The organism is Bosea sp. RAC05, from assembly GCF_001713455.1.
Lineage (GTDB): Bacteria > Pseudomonadota > Alphaproteobacteria > Rhizobiales > Beijerinckiaceae > Allobosea.
Genome location: NZ_CP016464.1, coordinates 41,241 through 60,387, shown reverse-complemented (window position 1 = coordinate 60,387; position 19,147 = coordinate 41,241). Strand labels below are relative to the sequence as shown.

Annotated in this window: 15 protein-coding genes; 3 read left to right on the top strand and 12 right to left on the bottom strand. The window is 70.3% G+C overall.

Features of this window, described 5'->3' with window-relative positions; genetic code table 11:
• Nucleotides 1-10: 10 nt before the first annotated feature.
• The 3 genes from BSY19_RS03795 to BSY19_RS03785 form a co-directional block, all read right to left on the bottom strand.
• Entirely contained in the window at nucleotides 11-1,750 is a 1,740-nt protein-coding gene (locus BSY19_RS03795; RefSeq protein ID WP_069052985.1) for a peptidoglycan L,D-endopeptidase MepK, read from the bottom strand.
• Between the two features lie 255 nt (nucleotides 1,751-2,005).
• Nucleotides 2,006-3,736, bottom strand: coding sequence for a L,D-transpeptidase family protein (locus BSY19_RS03790; protein ID WP_150129485.1), 1,731 nt, complete (start codon nucleotides 3,734-3,736; stop codon nucleotides 2,006-2,008).
• A 302-nt stretch (nucleotides 3,737-4,038) separates the two neighbouring features.
• On the bottom strand, nucleotides 4,039-5,532 hold the full coding sequence (locus BSY19_RS03785) for a sigma-54-dependent transcriptional regulator (protein ID WP_069052984.1): 1,494 nt from the start codon (nucleotides 5,530-5,532) through the stop codon (nucleotides 4,039-4,041).
• A 212-nt stretch (nucleotides 5,533-5,744) separates the two neighbouring features.
• On the opposite strand from BSY19_RS03785, the gene BSY19_RS03780 reads away from it, so the two are divergent.
• Nucleotides 5,745-7,589: a M3 family oligoendopeptidase gene (locus BSY19_RS03780; RefSeq protein WP_069052983.1), complete on the top strand. Its 1,845-nt coding sequence runs from the start codon at nucleotides 5,745-5,747 to the stop codon at nucleotides 7,587-7,589.
• Nucleotides 7,590-7,745: 156 nt separating this feature from the next.
• Here BSY19_RS03780 and BSY19_RS03775 read toward each other — a convergent pair whose 3' ends face one another.
• On the bottom strand, nucleotides 7,746-9,266 hold the full coding sequence (locus BSY19_RS03775) for an outer membrane beta-barrel protein (protein ID WP_069052982.1): 1,521 nt from the start codon (nucleotides 9,264-9,266) through the stop codon (nucleotides 7,746-7,748).
• A 180-nt stretch (nucleotides 9,267-9,446) separates the two neighbouring features.
• On the opposite strand from BSY19_RS03775, the gene BSY19_RS03770 reads away from it, so the two are divergent.
• Entirely contained in the window at nucleotides 9,447-10,418 is a 972-nt protein-coding gene (locus tag BSY19_RS03770; protein WP_069052981.1) for a KpsF/GutQ family sugar-phosphate isomerase, read from the top strand.
• A 126-nt stretch (nucleotides 10,419-10,544) separates the two neighbouring features.
• Here BSY19_RS03770 and BSY19_RS03765 read toward each other — a convergent pair whose 3' ends face one another.
• The 5 genes from BSY19_RS03765 to BSY19_RS03745 are packed head-to-tail and all read right to left on the bottom strand — an operon-like array spanning nucleotide 10,545 to nucleotide 15,033.
• Entirely contained in the window at nucleotides 10,545-10,934 is a 390-nt protein-coding gene (locus BSY19_RS03765; protein ID WP_083247375.1) for a nitrile hydratase accessory protein, read from the bottom strand.
• Nucleotides 10,921-11,580 carry a nitrile hydratase subunit beta gene (gene nthB / locus BSY19_RS03760; RefSeq protein ID WP_069052980.1) on the bottom strand — a complete coding sequence of 220 codons (660 nt, stop codon included), beginning with the start codon at nucleotides 11,578-11,580 and terminating at the stop codon, nucleotides 10,921-10,923. The genes BSY19_RS03765 and nthB overlap by 14 nt, the downstream gene beginning before the upstream one ends.
• The gene (gene nthA, locus BSY19_RS03755; RefSeq protein ID WP_069052979.1) at nucleotides 11,577-12,203 is read right to left on the bottom strand and encodes a nitrile hydratase subunit alpha; all 627 of its coding nucleotides are present in this window, start codon (nucleotides 12,201-12,203) and stop codon (nucleotides 11,577-11,579) included. Before nthA ends, nthB begins: the two co-directional genes overlap by 4 nt.
• Before the next feature lie 31 nt (nucleotides 12,204-12,234).
• Entirely contained in the window at nucleotides 12,235-13,431 is a 1,197-nt protein-coding gene (locus tag BSY19_RS03750) for an amidase (protein ID WP_069056832.1), read from the bottom strand.
• A 12-nt stretch (nucleotides 13,432-13,443) separates the two neighbouring features.
• On the bottom strand, nucleotides 13,444-15,033 hold the full coding sequence (locus tag BSY19_RS03745) for a gamma-glutamyltransferase family protein (protein WP_069052978.1): 1,590 nt from the start codon (nucleotides 15,031-15,033) through the stop codon (nucleotides 13,444-13,446).
• 136 nt (nucleotides 15,034-15,169) lie between these two features.
• Between BSY19_RS03745 and BSY19_RS03740 the strand changes: the two genes are divergently transcribed.
• Nucleotides 15,170-15,409 carry a hypothetical protein gene (locus BSY19_RS03740; RefSeq protein WP_069052977.1) on the top strand — a complete coding sequence of 80 codons (240 nt, stop codon included), beginning with the start codon at nucleotides 15,170-15,172 and terminating at the stop codon, nucleotides 15,407-15,409.
• A 7-nt stretch (nucleotides 15,410-15,416) separates the two neighbouring features.
• On the opposite strand, the gene BSY19_RS03735 is transcribed toward BSY19_RS03740, so the two are convergent.
• From BSY19_RS03735 to BSY19_RS03725, 3 genes are all read right to left on the bottom strand, one after another.
• Complete coding sequence (locus BSY19_RS03735; RefSeq protein WP_069052976.1) at nucleotides 15,417-15,782, bottom strand: DUF1850 domain-containing protein; 366 nt, start codon at nucleotides 15,780-15,782, stop codon at nucleotides 15,417-15,419.
• Between the two features lie 12 nt (nucleotides 15,783-15,794).
• On the bottom strand, nucleotides 15,795-18,101 hold the full coding sequence (locus tag BSY19_RS03730; protein WP_083247866.1) for a TRAP transporter permease: 2,307 nt from the start codon (nucleotides 18,099-18,101) through the stop codon (nucleotides 15,795-15,797).
• Between the two features lie 73 nt (nucleotides 18,102-18,174).
• The gene (locus BSY19_RS03725; protein ID WP_069052975.1) at nucleotides 18,175-19,143 is read right to left on the bottom strand and encodes a TAXI family TRAP transporter solute-binding subunit; all 969 of its coding nucleotides are present in this window, start codon (nucleotides 19,141-19,143) and stop codon (nucleotides 18,175-18,177) included.
• Nucleotides 19,144-19,147: the final 4 nt, after the last annotated feature.

Sequence of the window (19,147 nt, the reverse complement as noted above, 5' to 3'; positions counted from 1 at the left end):
CGCCGATGCTTCAGTTCTGGATGAAGTTCGTCGGCAGCGGCTTGACCGCGGGGCCGCTGAAGGAGCCGGTGCGGGCGTCGTTGGGCTCGGCATGGCTGAAGCCGAGCGCCGCGGCGGGGCTCGGGCCGGCGATCGGCGAGGCGGCCGGCGCGGTCGTGCGGGCGCGGGCGGTGGCGACCGTGACACTGCGCCCGGCGGGCGCGGGGCTGCGCGCGACGGCGGCGAACAGCGAATCGAGTCCCGAACGGTCGGCGTCGTACTGCGCCTCGATCGGCGTCGGCGCGGGGCGCGCGGGCGCGGCCGTGGCGACGCTGACGCCGCCCCTGTCCGGGCGACTCGGCGGCAGCGGGTGCGAGACGGCGACGAGCTTGCCCTCCGGCAGCGCGGCAAGGGCGGCCTCCGAGCCACGCAGCCCGGCGGAGGCCGGCAGCGGCGTCGACTGGCCGGCGAGGCCGAATCCGGTCAGCGCGACCGGGCGCAGCGGCGGCAGCGGGGCATTGGTCGGCTTGCCGGCGACGACGCTCTCGACGAGCGCGGTCATCTCGCCGGGCCGACGCGGCGGCAGGGCCGCGAGGATGAGCTTCTGGTCGGTGCCGGCCGTGGCGGGCGCGAAGGCGAGCGCTCCACCCGCCGAAGGCAGCGCCGCGACCTGGACGGTCCCTTCAGCCTCTCCCGGCAGCGTCAGGCTGCGCGGGCGGGCAAGGGGAAGCGGCGCATCGACGAGGGCGGGCCGCTTGTCCTGTGCGGGCGGCGGTGCGGCGGCGGCATTGACCGGCGCGACGGCCTGGGCCTCCGGCGGCTCGGCCGCCCGCGGGGCGAGGCGTTCGGCGCGCTCCTGCGCAAGCGAGCGCGTGGCAGGGGCCGATGGCGGCGCCAGGGCGACGGCGAAGCGGCCGCCATCGGAGGCGTTGCCGTCGGCATAGGGATTGGCGTTGGCATAGGTGATCACGGCCGGCTGCGGCTTGGGCGCGGCGCGCCGCCCGCGGGTCGGGCGCGCATCCGCCTCTTCCTCGTCGCCGCCGAAGAGCGAGGCCCACAGGCTCTTGCGGCCCGAGGAGATGACCGCGCCCTCGTCGAGGTCGGCCGCCGCATAGCCGGCCACCGCGCCGCCGCTGGCGAGGATCTCGGCCTTGGCGATCTCGTAGCCGCCCAGCGGCTGGCCGTCGGCCGGCAGATGGACGGTCTTCTCGTCCGGGAAGAGGCGCACGAGCTGGTCGCGCGTCATGCGCGGCCAGGAGCGCACCGAGCCGGCATCGAGATGGATGAAGGGTGTATGGGCGCCTGGATAGAAACCGACGCCGCCGCGCTGCAACCGCATGCCGGCCTCGCGGATGCGGGCGGTCGCGGCGTCGGGCAGGTAGAAATCCATCGCCTTGCCGAGCATGTGCTGGCTGTGCTTGGCGACCGCGCGCGAGCGCCGGCGCAGCATCGTGTTGGTGCCCGGCGAGCGATAGGCGGAGACGACGTGGAAGGGCTGCTCGGACCCGACCTGGCGCTGGACCTCCCAGGCGACGTCGAAGAGCCGGGGATCCATGCGGATCGGCTCGTCGGTGCGCCAGTCGCGCAGGGCCCAGTTTAGCTTCTCGAGACCTTCGGCGACATAGCGACCGTCCCGCTTGAAGGTGACGGTGACCTCTTCCTTGGTGTGCATGTGGCGGATCGAGATCGTCCGCGTGTCGCCATTGGCGATCGCATCCTGCGTGCCGCGCACGCCGAGCAGGAGGGCTCCGGCCGCGACACCGAGCGTCAAGGTCCGGCGAAGGACCTGTTTCGGGCGCGCGTTGCGTGCCGAAAGCGTGGCGTCTGAGCTGCCCAATCTGCTGACCCGTCTCGATGCCCCGCTTGGGCGGCGCGTGATGAACGTGAACGAACAGTTGCGGAGAAGCGTTAACGCCTCGTTAGCAAGCCGGCAATCGCCGTGCCAGCCCTTTCTGCGCGCTTCTCCGCTACGCGCCGATCGTGGCGAAACGGTGCCGCTGCGCCGGCCCGATTCGCGAGCGCGGCGTCAGCTGCGCGATTCGAGCGCCTGGCGCACCATGCGGTGGAAGCCGTAGAGATCCTCGAAGGTGGTGAGGCTGCCATCGGCGCCGACGACATGGGTGTTGTAGACGAGGTGGATCGCCAGCGGCTGGGGCAGGTTGATCCGGCGCTCGCCAGAGCCGATCAGGCGCTTCAGGCGGTCATGCGTCCATTCCGGCCCGAGCACCTGGTCGGCCAGCAGGAAGGGATTGTCGACGCGCACGCAGCCATGGCTGAAGGCGCGGCGCTCCTGGGCGAAGAGCCGGCGGTTGGGCGTGTCGTGCAGATAGACCGAATGGTCGTTGGGGAACATGAACTTGATCCAGCCGAGCGCGTTGCGCTCGCCCGGCGGCTGGCGCACCGAGATGCCGCCGCCCTTGTTCCGCGTCACCACATAGCCGCGCTTGGCGGCGTATTCGGGGTCGGCTGCGAGACCGGGCAGGAATTCCTTGCGCAGGATCGAAGGCGGTACGTGCCAGGACGGATTGACGATGACGTGGTCCATCTTGTGCGAGAAGATGGGCGTCGCGGTTTCCGGCTTGCCGACGATGGCGCGGGTCTCGTGCACGACCTCGCCCTGGCGGATGACGCGGACCCGGAACTCCGGCACGTTGACCATGATGTGGTCAACGCCGAGGTCGCCCGGCAGCCAGCGCCAGCGCTCCATCTGGGCGATGACGTCCTGCTCGCCGCGGGCCGTTGCCGGCGTGCCGAGCGCGGCCAGCGTCTGCGCGCCCAGGACCCCGTTCGCGGGCAGGCCGGCCTGCTTCTGGAAGGCGGCGAGCGCGGTCGCCGTCGAGCGGTCGAAGACGGGCTCCTCCGTCGGGCCCAGCCCGAGCCTCGCGCGCACCAGCGGCACGCGGTCGTCGCGCATGCCGACCTTCAGCGCCGGGCCGGAGGGGATGCGCACGAGCGGCGTGTCGTCCTGATGCTCGCGCAGCTCGACGAGCTTGGCCTTGAGCCGGAGATAGCCCTCATGGGGCGGGTTGTAGGCGGCGAGCACGGCGCCGGCATCGGCGGCGCCCGCCAGTTCCGAGAGCACTTCGGTGGCGGAGGGCAGCGACAGCGTCGGCGTCAGCAGCTTGGAGAGGCGGCGCGGATCGACGCGGGCGCCGCGCGCGTCGCGGGCATAGAGCACGGCCAGCGCCGAGAGCCGAACATCGGCCTCGGCCAGGCTGCCCTTGTCGCTCGCCTCGAAGGCGGGGAGGGGATAGTCGGTCGGTCGCAGACCGTCCTCGCCGGCGCGGCCGAGGCGATCGGTCAGGCGCAGCCCGGCGGCGTTCCAGCCGCGGCCCTCGATCCAGAGCGGCCGGTTGCCGTTGGCCTCGTAGGCCGCGAGGATCTCGGCGCGCTCGCGCTCGGCGAGGCGCGGCAGCGCCAGCGCATCGGCGGTGCGGGCGGCGATGTCGGCGGCGAATTCGGTGCCGGCCGGCAGGTCGACGACCACCTTCGGCAGATCGGGCGGGGCAATCGCCGGCTCGGCGCTGCGCAACACGGGTGCGGGCTGCGGGGCGGCGAGCGCCGGATCGGCCGGCGGCAGCTCGATCTGGGGGATGTCGAGGGTCACGGGCTCGTCGGGCACCGCGACTGGGGCAACCGGCAGCTCCGGCGTGGCGAGGCTGCCTTCGGGGCGCGCCGAGGGCGTGACCGCACCGGTGATCATCTCGGGCTCGGCGGCGGGGGCGACGGCGGTCTGCGGCTGCGGGGCGGGTTCCAAGGGCGCCGCTTCCGCGCCGACGGGCGCCGGCGCGACGGGGGCTGCTCGTCCGGAAGCAGGAGGAGGGCGGGCTGTTCCGGCAGCGGAATGCCCAGCGTCGGGTCGGTCGAGGGGCCTTCGGCGGAGGCGACGGTGGCGGTCAGGGACAGGGCCAGAGCCGAGACGCAAGCCAGATCCGCCCAGTGGCGACGACGCATGGTCGCTAATCCTGAATTCTGCCGAGAGCCGCATTCCTGCGTGACTCGGCCGGTTTCGACAAGATGCGGCAGCGCAACACGCGCTGCCATTCGGTTGGTCGCGGCTCAGGCCGCGTCGGTTTCATCCGTGCCGGCTTCGGCCTCGATCAGTCCGTAATCCTTGAGCTTGCGATAGAGCGTCGAGCGGCCGATGCCGAGCTTGCGCGAGATCTCCGACATGTGCCCGCGGTAATGGGCGAGGGCGAACTTGATGATCTCGCGCTCGAGCTCGTCGAGCGTGCGCATGTCCGAACCGGCGACGAGGTCCAGCGCATTGGGGTCGCGCACCGGCATCTGGATGATGCGGGGGGTGTCGTTGCGCGCCTCGGCAGGCCCCAGCGAGGCCGGGGCGGGCGGGATGCGGACGTCGTAACCCTCCATCTGCGCGGCGATCTGCGGGAATTCGGCGACGGTCAGCTCGTCGCCGTCGGCCAGCACCACGGCCCTGAACATCGCGTTCTCGAGCTGGCGGACATTGCCCGGCCAGTCATAGCCGCTGATGAGCGAGAGGGCCTCGGCACCGATGCCGCGCAGCTTCTTGCCCTCCTCCGCCGCGAAGCGCGCGAGGAAGCCGCGCGCCAGATCGGCGATGTCCTCGCGGCGCTGGCGCAGCGGCGGCAGCGTGATCGGGAAGACGTTGAGGCGATAGTAGAGGTCCTCGCGGAACTCGCCCGCCTTGACCTGGTCGAGCAGGCTCTTGTTCGTCGCCGAGATGATGCGGATGTCGACGCGCACCGATTTCTTGCCGCCGACGGGGTCGACCTCGCCCTCCTGGATCGCGCGCAGCAGCTTGACCTGAGCATCGAGCGGCAATTCGCCGACCTCGTCGAGGAAGAGCGTGCCGCCGCTGGCCTCGACGAACTTGCCGACATGGCGCTCGGTGGCGCCGGTGAAGGAGCCCTTCTCGTGGCCGAAGAGGATCGACTCGACGAGGTTGTGCGGGATGGCGCCGCAATTGACGGTGACGAAGGGCTTGCCCTTGCGGTCGCTCGAGCCCTGGATCGCGCGCGCCAGCACCTCCTTGCCGACGCCGGATTCGCCCTCGATCAGGATCGGGATGTTGGACTTCGCCGCCCGCTCGGCCAGGCGCACGACGCGGGCCATGTCGGCGCTCTTGGTGGCGAGGTCGCGAAAGCCCAGCGTGCCCGACGCGCGGCGCTTGATGTGGCGCAGCTCGTGTTCGAGTGCGCCGAGCTTGAGCGCGTTCTTCAGCGAGATCTGCAGCCGCTCGGCGCCGACCGGCTTGACCACGAAATCGACCGCGCCGGCCCGCATCGCCTGGACGACGGTCTCGATGGAGCCGTTGGCGGTCTGCACGATGACGGGCGTCTCGATCGCGCGTTCGCGCAGCGCCGCGAGCACGCCCATGCCGTCGAGCTCGGGCATGACGAGGTCGAGGATGACGGCGTCGAAGCGCTCGCCGTCGGGGCCCGTCAGCAGCTGGAGGGCGGCCTGCCCGGTTTCCGCGACGGCGACATCGTAACCGGAGCGCCTGAGCATGGCATCGAGCAGCCGCCGCTGGACGGGGTCGTCGTCGACGACGAGAACTGTGGCAGTCATGACACCTCGGTAGCCGGAATCGCCCGGAACAGTGCCATCGGCCGATGGAATCGCTGTTCCGTTCTGGGGCATCCTCGGCCAGAACGGTTAAGCGGCGCTTAAGGGCACGGGCCCGGTCCGCGACGCCGGGTCCGCCAGAGCCACATTGATCCCGCCGACCGTCCTGCGCATATGAAGGCGAACCGGATTGAAGGCTGCGAGGTGATCCCAAGATGATGACTGCGTGCGACGGCGTCCTGCGGACGAAAGCCTCCGAGACCGCCGCGGCCCTGGCGAAATCGCTCGGTGCGCTGCCGGAATGGGACCTCGGCCATCTCTATCCCGGCATGGAGTCGCCGGAGCTGAAGGCTGATCTCGAACGGGCCATGAGCGATTCGCAGAGCTTCGCGGCGCTGTATCGCGGCAAGCTCGGCGCGCTCGCCGAACGCGAGGACGCTGGCGCCGTGCTGGCCGAGGCGGTGAAGGCCTTCGAGGGGCTGAGCGACCGGCTCGGGCGGATCGGCGCCTATGCGGGCCTCGTCTATGCGGGGGACACCACCGATCCGCAGCGCGCCAAGTTCTATGGCGACACGCAGGACAAGCTCAACGCGGCCGTGACGGAGCTGCTGTTCTTCGAGCTCGAGCTCAACCGGATCGAGCCCGAGCACCTCGCTCGGATCGCCGCGACGGGCCCGCTGTCGCATTGGAAGCCCTGGCTCGACGATCTCGCCAAGGACAAGCCGCATCAGCTGGAGGACCGGATCGAGGCCCTCTTCCACGAGAAGTCGATGACCGGGCACGCGGCCTGGAACCGGCTCTTCGACGAGACCATCGCCTCGCTGCGCTTCCGGATCGGCGGCGAGGAGCTGACGCTGGAGCCGACGCTCAACAAGCTGCAGGACGCCGACGGCGCGGTGCGCAAGGCCGCCGCCGAGGCGCTGAGCGAGGTGTTCCGCGGCAATCTGCGCGTCTTCGCGCTGATCACCAACACGCTCGCCAAGGACAAGGAAATCTCCGACCGCTGGCGCAAGTTCCAGGACGTCGCCGATTCGCGCCATCTCGCCAATCGCGTCGAGCGCGAGGTGGTGGATGCGCTGGTTTCGGCGGTGCGCGCGGCCTATCCGCGCCTGTCGCATCGCTATTACAAGCTGAAGGCGAAGTGGTTCGGCCGCGAGGCGCTGGATTTCTGGGACCGCAACGCGCCGCTGCCGAAGGTCGAGCAGCGCACGATTCCCTGGACGGAGGCGCGCGACACGGTGCTCGACGCCTATGGCGCCTTCTCTCCCGAGATGGCCGGCATCGCGCGCCGCTTCTTCGACGAGCACTGGATCGACGCGCCGGTGCGGCCCGGCAAGGCGCCCGGCGCCTTCGCCCATCCGACCGTGCCCTCCGCGCACCCCTATGTGCTGGTCAACTACCAGGGCAAGCCGCGCGATGTGATGACGCTCGCCCATGAGCTCGGGCATGGCGTGCATCAGGTTCTGGCCGCCCATAACGGCGCGCTGATGGCCCCGACGCCGCTGACGCTGGCCGAGACGGCGAGCGTCTTCGGGGAGATGCTGACCTTCCGGCGGCTGCTCGACGGCACGCAGGACCCCAAGCAGCGCAAGGCGATGCTGGCCGCCAAGGTCGAGGACATGATCAACACGGTCGTGCGCCAGATCGCGTTCTACTCCTTCGAGCGGAAGGTGCATGAGGCGCGCAAATCGGGCGAGCTGACCGCCGAGGCGCTGTGCGAGCTCTGGATGAGCGTTCAGGCGGAGAGCCTGGGGCCGGCGATTCGCCTCGGCCCCGGCTATGAGCCGTTCTGGTGCTACATCCCGCACTTCATCCACTCGCCCTTCTATGTCTACGCCTATGCCTTCGGGGATTGCCTGGTGAACTCGCTCTATGGCGTCTACCAGAACGCGGCTGAGGGCTTCCAGGAGCGCTATTTCGCCCTGCTCTCGGCCGGCGGCACCAAGCACCACGCCGAGCTGCTGGCGCCCTTCGGGCTCGACGCGCGCGATCCCGCCTTCTGGCAGATCGGCCTGACGATGATCGAGGGGATGATCATCGAGCTGGAGGGGATGGAGTAGCGGGGGGCTTCCGCCGGAGGTTTGGACCCACGCCGTCATCCCGGGCTTGACCCGGGATCCATCGGAGGGCTCCGGAGCTCTACGATGGATCCTGGAGCTGCGCCGCTTCGCGGCTTGTCCGGGATGACGGAGCGCTTTCAGCGACATTCGCCAACGTCAGAACTGCAGCCTCAAGCCCACCTGCGCGACATTGGCCGTGTAGTCGGAGCCCTGGGCGCTCGAGTTCAGCCGCTCATGGGTGAAGCTCGCGCGGATCGAGACGGTGCGCGTCAGCTTGTAGTCGAGGCGGGCGCCGATGCTGGAGGAATCCTCGCGCAGCCCCTGCCCCTCATATTCCGTGCGGTTGAAGCTGCCGAAGGCGGTGACGGTGAGGTTGCGGCGCAGCGCATGGGCGACCTCGAGCGCAACCCGCCGCGCTGTGGTGCCCGACGAGCCTGCGATGGTGGTGTCGCCGAGTTCGGAGGTGCCGCGCAGCGTCACGGTGGTGAGCGGCGTCGGTGACCAGATGATCGCGGCGTCGCCGATCAGTCCCTTGAGATTGCGCAGGCGGGCGTCGTCGTATTTGCGGTCCTGGTAGCCGACCGAGACCTCGCCGGTCAGCTGGCGGCTGATCTCGACGGTCGAGCCGACGCGCCCGGTGAGGCCGTTCGAGGAGCGGCGGTAACCGCTCGAATCGATCGCCTGGTCGAAGTCGCGCGTGTCGACCTCGCCCTGGACGAAGGGCCGGAAGCCCGGCGTGACCTCATAGGCGGCGCGCAGGCGCAGGCCATATTGCGTCTGGTTGCGGTCGCGCTGGCTGACGACGCCGCCATTGCTCAGCTTGCCGTCCTCGTAGTCGCTGCGGTCGACCGAGCCGCGCAGCGTCATCTGCAGGCGGTTGATGTCGTGGGTGATGCCGGCCGAGGCGCCGTACTGGTAGACCAGCGGGCGGCCGACGACGGCCGCGGTCAGATCCGGCGAGCCGGGGCGCTGGGTGTCGAGCCGGGCCCGGGTTTCGAGCAGGATGCGGGTGTCGCGCGAGGCGTCGAGCCGCAGCTGGAGGTTGCCCTCGCCATCGGGGCGGGAGGCCTCGCGGTCGCGGTAGAACTCGCTGTAGCCGGCGCGCAGCCGGCCGGTCAACTCGTGCACGTTCCAGTTCGACTGGATGTCGATCTCGCCCTCATGGCGGCTGAAGGGCGAGGCGTTGCGCGTCGGCGCGGCGGTGCGCTGCGGGTTGTTGTCGTAGCCGACGCTGTTGGTGAGCGCGGGCCGGAGCACGACGCTGCCGAGCCGGAGGCCGAGCGGCGCATAGGGGTCCTCCTGCGCCGCCGGGGCGCGGCGGGGCGGCGGTGGTGCGGGCGGCACGGCGGGCAGGCCGGTGACCGTGGGCGGCGGCGCGCGGAACTGGCGCTGGGTGACGCCGCGCACGCCGCTGCCGCGCACGGAGCGGCTGGCATAGGGCGGGGCCCGGTTCGAGATCGCCGAGGGCTGGGAGCGGATCGGGCCGGCGGGATCGCCGAGGACGTCGGGTGCCGCGGGGACAGCCACCGGGTCCCGCGGCGGCTGCTGGGCGACATAGGCCGGAACGGTCGGGCGCAGGGCTGTCCGGCGCGTCTGCTGGGCCGAGACGACGGTCGTCGCCAGCACGAGGCTGGCGGCGGCGACGCCGGTCAGGAGCAGGGTGGCGCGGGTTGACACGGGGCTCGGTCGCTCCAGGCATGAGCTCTGACGCGCCCGGGACGACGCGCATGGTTAACGGAGTTAGAACGAACTGGGTTAACGGGGCGTCAATGATGCACCGCGGGCAGCGGATCGTTCGCGCCGCCGGTCGCGGCCAAAGCTGGCGAGCCGGAGGCCGCCTGTGCTAGAGCGCGCGCCATGACAGCCGATATCCGCGCCTCCGCGCTCCGCACCATCGCGACCGAGCGCGCCGGCCTCGACATTCTCCACGATGCCCTCGCCGATGGTCTTGGCGAGCCCTTCGGCGCCGCCGTGGCGATGATCCGGGCCGCGGGCGGCCGCGTCATCGTCTCAGGGATGGGCAAGTCCGGCCATGTCGGGCGCAAGATCGCGGCGACGTTGGCCTCGACCGGCACGCCGGCGCATTTCGTCCATCCGGCCGAGGCCAGCCATGGCGATCTCGGCATGGTCCAGCCCGAGGATGTGGTCATCGCCCTGTCCTGGTCGGGCGAGACGGCGGAACTGGCGGCCATCGTCGCCCATACGCGGCGCTTCCGCGTCGGGCTGGTCGCGATCACCGCCAATGCCGACAGCGCGCTCGGCCGCGAGGCGGATGTGACGCTGCTCCTGCCCAAGGCGGAGGAGGCCTGTCCGAACGGGCTCGCGCCGACGACCTCGACGACGATGCAGATGGCGCTCGGCGATGCGCTGGCGGTGGCGCTGCTCGAGGCGCGCGGCTTCTCGCGGCAGGATTTCTTCGTCTACCACCCGGGCGGAAAGCTCGGTGCCCAGCTCAAGACGGTCGCCAGCATCATGCATCGTGATGCCGCGCTGCCGCTCTGCGGGCTCGATGCCGCGATCGCGGACGTGGTCGCGTTGATCTCGGAGAAGGGCTTCGGCTGTGCCATCGTGGTCGATGCGGAGGGCGTTCTGGCGGGCGTCGTCACCGATGGCGATCTGCGCCGCAAGCTGATGCGCGGGGGACCGGCGCAGCGGGCGCGGGACGTGATGAGCGCCAATCCCCGCCGGATTGCGCCGGACGCGCTCGCCGGCGAAGCGCTGGAGATGGTCAACCGGCTGCGCATCACCGCGCTGATCGTCGCCGATTCAGACCAGCGGCCGGTCGGGCTCGTGCATGTGCACGATCTCTTGTCGCTCGGGGTGGCTTGAAGGGGCGATCCGTCCCACTCCAGCCCTCATCCTGAGAAGCAAGCCGGCAGGCTTGCGTCTCGAAGGATGTTCCAGATGTGACCGGGGCCTCCTGGAGCATCCTTCGAGACGCTGCTTCGCAGCTCCTCAGGATGAGGACCGAGGGGCCTGCGGGTCGTTCTCGATCAGGATCGGCCGTCCATGCGGCGTCGCCTCGGCCGCGCGGGCCCATGACGCCGCCAGGCTGTCGATGCCGTCGTGGGAGGCGAGGCCCTTCTCGATGAGCAGGTGCTCCAGCGCCTCGCACCAGCGTTCGTAATAGTCCGAGCCGTCGCGGCAGCCGCCCCTGGCCAGCGCCTCGCGGATTTCCGCGCCCAGCGCCTGCGCCCATTCGTCGGCCGTGAAGACGCCGCGCTCCTGCAGCTGCACGACGAGCGCGAAGACCATCGCCTGCCAGGGTTCGGCGAAGACGGGGCCGCCGGCATCACGCGGGATCGGCGTGTCGCCGGCCAGCGTCGCGAGGTCACGCGGGTTCAAGATAGCTCTCCCAGGCCTCGATCGAGACGGTCGATGTGGGATCGGCGTCGCTGCCCCAGAGTTCGGGGCCGGTGAAGACGACGGTGTAGAGCCACTGCGCCGATTCCGGCAGCCCCTGCGCGCCGGTGTCGGGAAAGACATGGCAGCCGGTGATCCGCTCGATCACGCCCTGCTTGCCGCGGGCATAGCGCGGCAGGCGGGTGTGGTGCCGCGGGTGCATCACGACGGTGCGCACCCGGTCGCCGACCGCGAAACGCGCCGGGGCCTCTGCCTCGCGCTCATAGGGGAAGCCGCGGCGCAGGACGGTGGGAACCTCCTCGCCCTTGAGGACGCGCTTGGGCGTCTTGGCCGGCGCGAGCGGCTGGCCCTGCTCGAGCTCTTCGGGCGTGACGAAGCCCTGCTCGACCAGCATCCGGTTCAGGCCGGCGAGCCAGATCTCGTAATAGGAGGAGGAGAGATATTGCGCTGGCGGCAGGCTTTCGCGCGCCGCGCGGATGCCGTCGATCGTCCAGGCGCCCATGGCGCCGGCGGCGACATTGATCGCCAGCACGCGCTTCTCCCATTCGGCATGGAAGATCGGCTCGTCGGTTTCGGGGCGCACCGGGCCGAAGCCCATCTGCCCGCCGAGATCCTGGGCGCCGTTCATGACGCATCCTCCATGCGCGGCAGCCCCGTGCCGATCATCGCATCGCGGTTGACGATGGAAGCGAGCTTCTCCTCCGACCAGCCCTCGGTCCCAGCCGGACGCATGGGTATGACGAGGAAGCGCGTCTCGGCGGTCGAATCCCAGACGCGGATGCGCTGGCCTTCCGGCAGCGTCAGGCCGAAATCGGCGAGCGTGCCGCGCGGGTCGAGCACCGCCTTGGACCGGTAGGGCGGGGATTTGTACCAGACCGGCGGCAGGCCGAGCAGCGGCCACGGATAGCAGGAGCAGAGCGTGCAGACGATCAGGTTGTGCTCTTGCGGGGTGTTGAAGCAGGCGACGGTGTGCTCGCCGCCGCGCCCGCCGAAACCGAGTTCGGCGACGGCGGCCGTGCCGTCCGCCTTCAGCCGCGCCGCGAAGGCGGGATCAGTCCAGGCGCGCGCCACGACGCGGGCGCCGTTGCGCGGGCCGATCTTCGTCTCATAGGTGTCGACGATGGCGTCCAGCGCAGCGGGATCGACATAGCCCTTCGCCACCATCAGCGATTCCAGCGCCTTCACCCGCGCCTCGATCGGCGTGAAGTGGTTGTCGTGATCGTGGTCGTGATGGTGGTGGTGGCCGCTCATCGGTATTCTCCCGTTCAGGCCAGCGCCGCGCCTACGCGATCCGGACCCGCGCCGCGCGCTCGAAGGTCGTGGCGAAGGCGATCAGCGACTTGTCGGAGCCCTTCGGCCCGAGCAGCGACAGGCCCAGCGGAGCCCCCTCGCGCCGCGCCACCGGCACGGTCACCTGCGGAAAGCCCGAGAGGCCGCCGAGGCAGAGCAGGCGCAGCGCCCGGTTGCGGAAATCGTCGAGCTGGTCTTCCGGCGCGCTGACCAGTGGGGCGATGTCGGGCACCGTCGGCAGGATCAGTACGCCGTCCTGGCCGAGCAGCTTGGCCAGCCGCGTGCGGAAGGCCTTGCGCACGGCCTCGCCCTTGGCGTGGTCGGCATCGGTGATCGCCTTGGAGAAGGCGAAGCGCTCGGTCACGCCGGGCCCCAGCGGCATGGCCAGGCGCTCGATCAGCGCGCCGTCGGCGGCCCAGGCCTCGCGGCCCTGCAGCCAGCGGAAAGCCCAGTACAGCGCATCGAGATCGCGCACAGCCTTCACCGTCTCGGGCTCGCCGAGCTGCGGGACGATGCGCTGGACGACGTTGCGCAGGATCGTCTCCGCTTCCGGCACCGCCTGGGCGAAGAGGTCGTCGGCGAGCAGCAGGCGCGGGGTCACCGGCAAGGCGAGCTTGTCCTTGCCGAGCAGCACCTCGCCGACGCGGGCGAAGACCTCGCCGTCGCGGGCAAACCAGCCGGCGGTGTCGAACGAGTCGGCCAGCGGCCAGGCCCGCTTCAGGGAGATCCGGCCATGGCTGGGACGGATGCCGAACAGGCCGCAATAGCTCGCGGGCGCCCGGACCGAGCCGCCCGTGTCGGAACCCAGCCCGATATCGGCGAGCCGCCCGGCGACGGCCGCCGCTGAGCCCGAGGAGGAGCCGCCGGTGATGCGGTCGGGCGCCGCCGGGTTGATGGGGGAGCCGAAATGCGCGTTCTTGCCGTTCAGCGAGAAGGCGAGCTCGTCGGTATGGGTCTTGCCGACGAAGCGGGCGCCGGCCTCGAGCAGCGCCTTCACCACCGGCGCGGTCTTGGTCTTGATGCCCGACTGGGCCAGCACCAGTGGCGAGCCCGCCCCGGTCGGGTAGCCCTTGACGTCGTAGAGGTCCTTCACCGCCAGCGTCAGCCCCGCGAGGGGGCCGGTCGGCGCGTGTTTCACGGGCGCCTGCGGATAGGGAACGAAGCAGCGGAACGGATCGTCGACGAGCATCGTGGTCACCCCCTAGCAGCCTTTGGCATCACCGTCGGAGCGCGGATCATGCGCCGCCTCGACATGGCCCTTCGGGTGCTTCACCAGCATGCCCGCATGGCCGAACTGGTCCGAATAGGCCTCGGAATACTCCTCGACCGGGTGCCCGGCACCGGTCAGCCTCGCGAGCAGCATCGGGTCGAAGCGGCTTTCGAGCTTGAGCGAGATCGATCCCGCCCCCCAGGTCCGGCCGAAGAGCCAGCGCGGCGCGTCGATCGCCGCCGCCGGCCCCGCACCGAAGCGGTAGCGCGACAGGATCTGCGCCTGGAACTGCGGCTGGCCGTCCCCGCCCATCGCGCCATAGGAGTTGATCCGCCCGTCGTCGAAGCGCGCGAAGGCGGGGTTCAGCGTGTGGAACGGCTTGCGGCCGGGCTGCAGCGGGTTCAGCGCCTTGGCGTCGAGCGAGAAGGAGACGCCGCGGTTCTGCCAGTTGATGCCGGTGCGCGGCAGGATGCAGCCCGAACCGTACTCCCAGTAGATCGACTGGATGTAGGAGACGGCCAGCCCCGAGCCGTCGATCGCGCCCATCCAGACGGTGTCGCCATCGCCGGTCTTGAACGGCCAGGCGGCGGCACGGCGCTTGTCGATCGCCGCCGCCTCGCGGGCGAAGACCGTCTCGGTCAGGACGCTGGCGGGATCGACCGTGGCGAAGGCGGGGTCGGTGACGATGCGGTCGCGGATCGCGAAGGCGCGCTTGGTCGCCTCGACCAGCCCGTGGTGGTAGTCGAAGCCGTCGGCCCGGGCGACGCCGAGCTGCTCGAAGATGCCGAGGATCATGAGCGAGGCGACGCCCTGCGTCGGCGGCGGGCAGTTGTAGACGGTCAGCCCCGGCAGCCTGATCGAGAGCGGCGCGACGAAGCGGGCCTTGTAGCCCTCGAGGTCGGCGCGGGTGACGGGGGCGCCGATGCGCTCCAGGTCGGTGGCGATCTCGCGGCCGACATCGCCGCGGTAGAAGTCCGACAGGCCGGCTTCCGCGAGCTGGCGGAAGGTCTGGCCCAGCGCCTCGGGCTTGCGGCGGGCCCCGGCCTTGGGCTGCTCGCCGCCCGGCCAGAAGAACTCGCTGAAGCCGATCGCCTCCTTCACGGCGTCGACCTGCTGCGGCCAGGTCCGCAGTTCGGAGGCCGAGACCTCGTAGCCCTCGCTGCAATGGCGGATGGCGTCCGCCAGCAGGTCCTTCAGCGGCATCTTTCCGCCGAGGGTCTTCGACAGCGCGAGCGCCGCCTCCCAGCCGCCGATCGCGCCCGCGACCGTGACGGCGGAATCGGGCCCGCGCGAGGGAATGACGTCATGGCCCTTGTCGCGATAGCGCGCGATGGTGGCGAGCGCGCCGGCCGGGCCGCAGGCCTCGACCGCATGGACCTTGCCGCCGGGCTCGTGGATCAGCCAGAAGCCGTCGCCGCCGATCGCGTTCATGTGCGGGTAGACCACCGAGATGGTCGCAGCCATGGCGACCATCGCCTCGATGGCGTTGCCGCCCTCGGCGAGAATGGCGCGGCCGGCTTCGGAGGCGAGGTGGTGGGGCGCGGCGGCGGCGGCCGAACCGAAGACAGGCGTATCGATCATCAGGGTCTTTTCAAGCTCTGCGGGACGGGCCATCTCGGGCGGAGGGCGCGATTTTGTTGCATGCCAAAGCCGGCTTCGCTAGAGCTTGCGCCGGAAAAGTCGCTGCGCCCACGCGCGGTTAGCGAGGACTGACAGCATGGCCGCAAGGCAGACCAACTGGCGCAACCTCATCCTGGTGGTTTCGCTCGGCATCCTGATCGCCGTCCAGCTCTTCGGCGTCGCGCTCGCCTCCGGCTGGGCGCTGGCCGGTCTGTTCGAGCTCGGGCCGATCGTCGGCTATGTGCTGATGGCGCTGTTCTCGGGCTTTGCGGCCTATGGCATGCTCAACCTGATGCGGCGCGTGCTCAAGGTCGAGCGGCTGACCGAAGGCGGCTGAGCGCGCCTCACGGGCAGGCGCGCAGGATCACCGGGTCGGCTTCGGGCGGCAGGTAATCCCCCATCGGCCGGCAGCGCCCGGCGATGCAGATCTGCCAGTCGGCGGTGGCCCCCGAGCGCCGCATGACGATCTCCCGCTTTGCCGGCAGCTGCGGACGCCAGCGCCAGAAGCCGTCGACGAGTCGCGCTTCCGGCGGCGCCTCCATGCCGGCGCCCGAGCCCTGGATCCGCGCCTCGATCAGCGTCACGCCGTCGGGCCCGGCGCGCCAGACCTCCTCCCACAGCGTCTTCTGGACCGAATGACGCCAGGCGAGCGTGATTTCGCTGGCGCCGAGCGAGACCGCGAGGGCGCCCGCGGCCAGGCAGAGGGTCATGCCCGGGCCCGCTCAGGCCGTCGCGGCGCGGTCGGTTGCCCGGGCGCGCCAGAGATGGACGCCGATCAGCAGGGCGGCGAGGCCGAAGCCGATCTCGTCGGTGATCGGCAGGGCCATCACCAGCGAGGCCGCGGCGGCGGCCGCCAGGGCCCGCTCCCACACCGCCATGTCGCGCTTCAGGAAGCCGATCGTCGCCGCGCCCCAGAGCGTGATCGCCAGCAGCGCTTTGCCGATGATGTAGGCGGCCCCGAGCGCATAGGAAAAGCCGGTGACGCCCTGCACCGGTTGTAGCATCAGAGCGGGATCATAGACTGCCATGAAGGGGATGACGAAGCCCGCCATCGCGATCTTCACGGCCTGTAACGAGATTCTGAAGCCTGATTCCTTGGCGATCGGCGCTGCCGCGAAGGCCGCCAGTGCGACCGGTGGCGTCAGGTCCGCCATAATGCCGAAATAGAACACGAACATGTGGCTGACGATCAGCGGCACACCGAGCTTCAGCAGGATCGGCGCGGCGATCGAGGAGGTGATGATGTAGTTGGGGATCGTCGGGATGCCCATGCCGAGAATCAGGCTGACGATCATCGTCAGAAAGAGTGCGAGGAAGAGCGACTTCTCGCCGACGGCGACGACCGCGTTGCCGAAGATCGTGCCGACGCCGGTGAGCGTCATGGTGCCGATGACGATGCCGACCACAGCGCAGGCGACACCCACCGGAATGGCCTGTCGTGCACCGTCGGCCAGCGCCTCCCGGCAGGCGGCGACCGTCTCGGCGCCGCCGCGCGTGGTCAGGCTGGCGAGGACGAGCAGCAGCACGACCCCGACCATCACCAGGATGCCGTACCAGAAGAAGAAGGCGCAGAGCAGCCCGAGGCCGACCCAGAACAGCACCCGCAGCGCGATCGAGCCGATCCCCAGTGCCAGCGAGCCGCCAAGGATCAGCACGACCGTGAGCGCCAGCCCGACCGAGCCGGAGAACAGCGGCGTGTAGCCGGAGAACAGCAGGTAGACGAGCACCGCCAGCGGCGCGATCAGATACCATTTCGTCGCCAGCGCCTTGCCGGCGCTGGGCAGTTCTTCCCGCGGCAGGCCGACGAGGCCACGCTTGCCGGCTTCCAGATGCACGGCCAGGAAGGCGGCCGTGTAGTAGAGGATCGCCGGCACGATGGCAGCCTGGACGATGTCGGCATAGGGCACGTCGATCGTCTCGGCCATGATGAAGGCGACCGCCCCCATCACCGGCGGCATGATCTGGCCGCCCATCGAGGCGGTGGCCTCGACGCCGCCGGCGAAGGCGGGGCGGTAGCCGAAGCGCTTCATCAGCGGAATCGTGAACTGCCCGGTCGAGACGACATTGGCGACGCCCGAGCCCGAGATCGTGCCCATCAGCCCCGAGGAGAAGACGGCGACCTTGGCCGGGCCGCCGCGGGCGCTGCCGAACAGCCCCATGGCGATGTCGGTGAAGAGCTGGATCATCCCCGCGCGTTCGAGGAAGGAGCCGAACAGGATGAAGAGGAAGATGAAGGTGGCGGAGACGCCGGTCGGGGTCGCGTAGATGCCCTCCGTCCCGAAGGACATGTGCTCGATCACCTGCTCCAGCGAATAGCCGCGGTGGTTGAGCGGGGCGGGCAGCCATTGCCCGAACAGGCAGTAGGCGAGGAAGAGGCCCGAGACGATGGGCAGAGCCGGCCCCATGAAACGCCAGCAGATGACGAAGAGGACCGCGATGGCCGCGATGCCGACGACGAGGTCGGCCGGCGTGACCTCGCCAGCGCGCGCCACCAGCTCCTCGTAGAGAACCCAGTGATAGATGCCGATCGCGAAGCCGATGCCGGCGAGCGCCCAGGCCGAGACGACGGCGAGCCGGCCATGGCTCTTGTGCTGGGCGAGCAGGCCGCCGGCGACGAGGCAGAGGAAGCCGACATGCAGCGTCCTCAGGATCTGGTTGGGCAGCGAGCCGCCGAAGCGGGCGAGCAGCTCGACGACCACCAGCATCGGCAGGAAGGCGAGCAGCATCTCGAGCCAGGGCCGGGAGCGGGCGGCCCGGACGAGGATCGCGACGAGCCAGGCTGCCATGGTGAGGCGCAGCCCATCGACGAGGGTGACGCCGGCGACGCGATGGTCGAGCGGGACGTTGAAGGCGGTGGCGATCTGGAACAGCGAGAAGGCGATGGCGATCCAGAACAGCAGGCGACCCTGCCAGCCCGCGCCGAACCCGGGCGGCAGGCCGTGCTCCGGATCGACCGGGACGGCCGGCGTCTGCGCATGGATGCCGCCGATATCCGGCACGGCCAGGGGCTTGGTCTCGTCTTTGCTCATCGTCGTCATCCGCTCAGAGAAAAGGCGGGGCCAGACATGCCGGCCCCGCCCATCGGTCGCCGGCCGGTCCGGCTCAGGAGCCGACCTTGAGACCCTTTTCCTTGAAGTAGCGCGCCGCGCCCGGATGCAGCGGGATCGGCATGCCCTCCAGTGCGCCTTCGAGCTTGATCGAGCGCGCGGCGGCGTGGGCGGCGCCGAGATCTGCGAGGCTTTCGTAGATCGCCTTGGTCATCTCGTAGACGGTCTCTTCCTTCATGCCCTCATGGGTCACGAGGTAGTTCATCACCGCCGCGGCGGGGACCGCCGCCGTCTGGCCGGTATAGGTGTTGGCGGGGATGGTCGCCTGCACGAAGGGCGGGCCGGCCTTGTCGACGGCGGCGGCGGGCACCTCGACGACGACGATCTCGACCGAGGTCGCGAGGTCGCGCAGCGAGGCGACGCCGAGGCCGGCCGACTGCAGCGTTGCGTCGAGCTGGCGGTTCTTCATCAGCTCGACGGATTCGGCGAAGGGCAGGTACTCGATCTTTCCGAGATCCTTGTAGCTCATGCCGGCCGCGGCCAGGATCGCGCGCGCATTCAGCTCGGTGCCCGATTTCGGCGCGCCGACCGAGAGGCGCTTGCCCTTGAGATCGGCCAGGGTCTTGATGCCGCTGTCCTTGGACGCGACGATCTGGACGTAGTTCGGGTAGATCGCGGCGATGCCGCGCAGCTTCTTGAGCGGCGACTTGAAACCGGCTTCCTCGTCGCCCTTCCAGGCGGCGGCGAGCGAGTCGCCGAGCGTGAAGGCGATCTCGCCCTTGGCCTGCTGCAGCAGCTGCAGGTTCTCGACCGAGGCCTTGGTGGCCTGCACGGTCGGGCGGACATTCTTGATCTTGTCGCCATAGATCTTCGAGAGCGCGACACCGAGCGGGTAGTAGACGCCCGAGGTGCCGCCCGTCAGGACGTTGATGAAGTCCTGCGCGCGCGCGCTGGCGGGGGCAAGCGCGATGAGGGCCGCGGTGGCGATGCCGGCGAGACGCTGGCGGGATGTGATCCGTTGCATGCAA

Excerpts from the sequence above, each read along its gene's own strand:
- BSY19_RS03780 (WP_069052983.1), top strand. The coding sequence starts at position 5,745 with ATGATGACTGCGTGCGACGGCGTCCTGCGGACGAAAGCCTCCGAGACC.
- BSY19_RS03785 (WP_069052984.1), bottom strand. The coding sequence starts at position 5,532 with ATGACTGCCACAGTTCTCGTCGTCGACGACGACCCCGTCCAGCGGCGG.
- BSY19_RS03750 (WP_069056832.1), bottom strand. The coding sequence starts at position 13,431 with ATGCTCGTCGACGATCCGTTCCGCTGCTTCGTTCCCTATCCGCAGGCG.
- BSY19_RS03770 (WP_069052981.1), top strand. The coding sequence starts at position 9,447 with ATGACAGCCGATATCCGCGCCTCCGCGCTCCGCACCATCGCGACCGAG.
- BSY19_RS03730 (WP_083247866.1), bottom strand. The coding sequence starts at position 18,101 with ATGAGCAAAGACGAGACCAAGCCCCTGGCCGTGCCGGATATCGGCGGC.
- BSY19_RS03745 (WP_069052978.1), bottom strand. The coding sequence starts at position 15,033 with ATGATCGATACGCCTGTCTTCGGTTCGGCCGCCGCCGCCGCGCCCCAC.
- BSY19_RS03740 (WP_069052977.1), top strand. The coding sequence starts at position 15,170 with ATGGCCGCAAGGCAGACCAACTGGCGCAACCTCATCCTGGTGGTTTCG.
- nthB (WP_069052980.1), bottom strand. The coding sequence starts at position 11,580 with ATGAACGGCGCCCAGGATCTCGGCGGGCAGATGGGCTTCGGCCCGGTG.
- BSY19_RS03725 (WP_069052975.1), bottom strand. The coding sequence starts at position 19,143 with ATGCAACGGATCACATCCCGCCAGCGTCTCGCCGGCATCGCCACCGCG.
- BSY19_RS03735 (WP_069052976.1), bottom strand. The coding sequence starts at position 15,782 with ATGACCCTCTGCCTGGCCGCGGGCGCCCTCGCGGTCTCGCTCGGCGCC.
- nthA (WP_069052979.1), bottom strand. The coding sequence starts at position 12,203 with ATGAGCGGCCACCACCACCATCACGACCACGATCACGACAACCACTTC.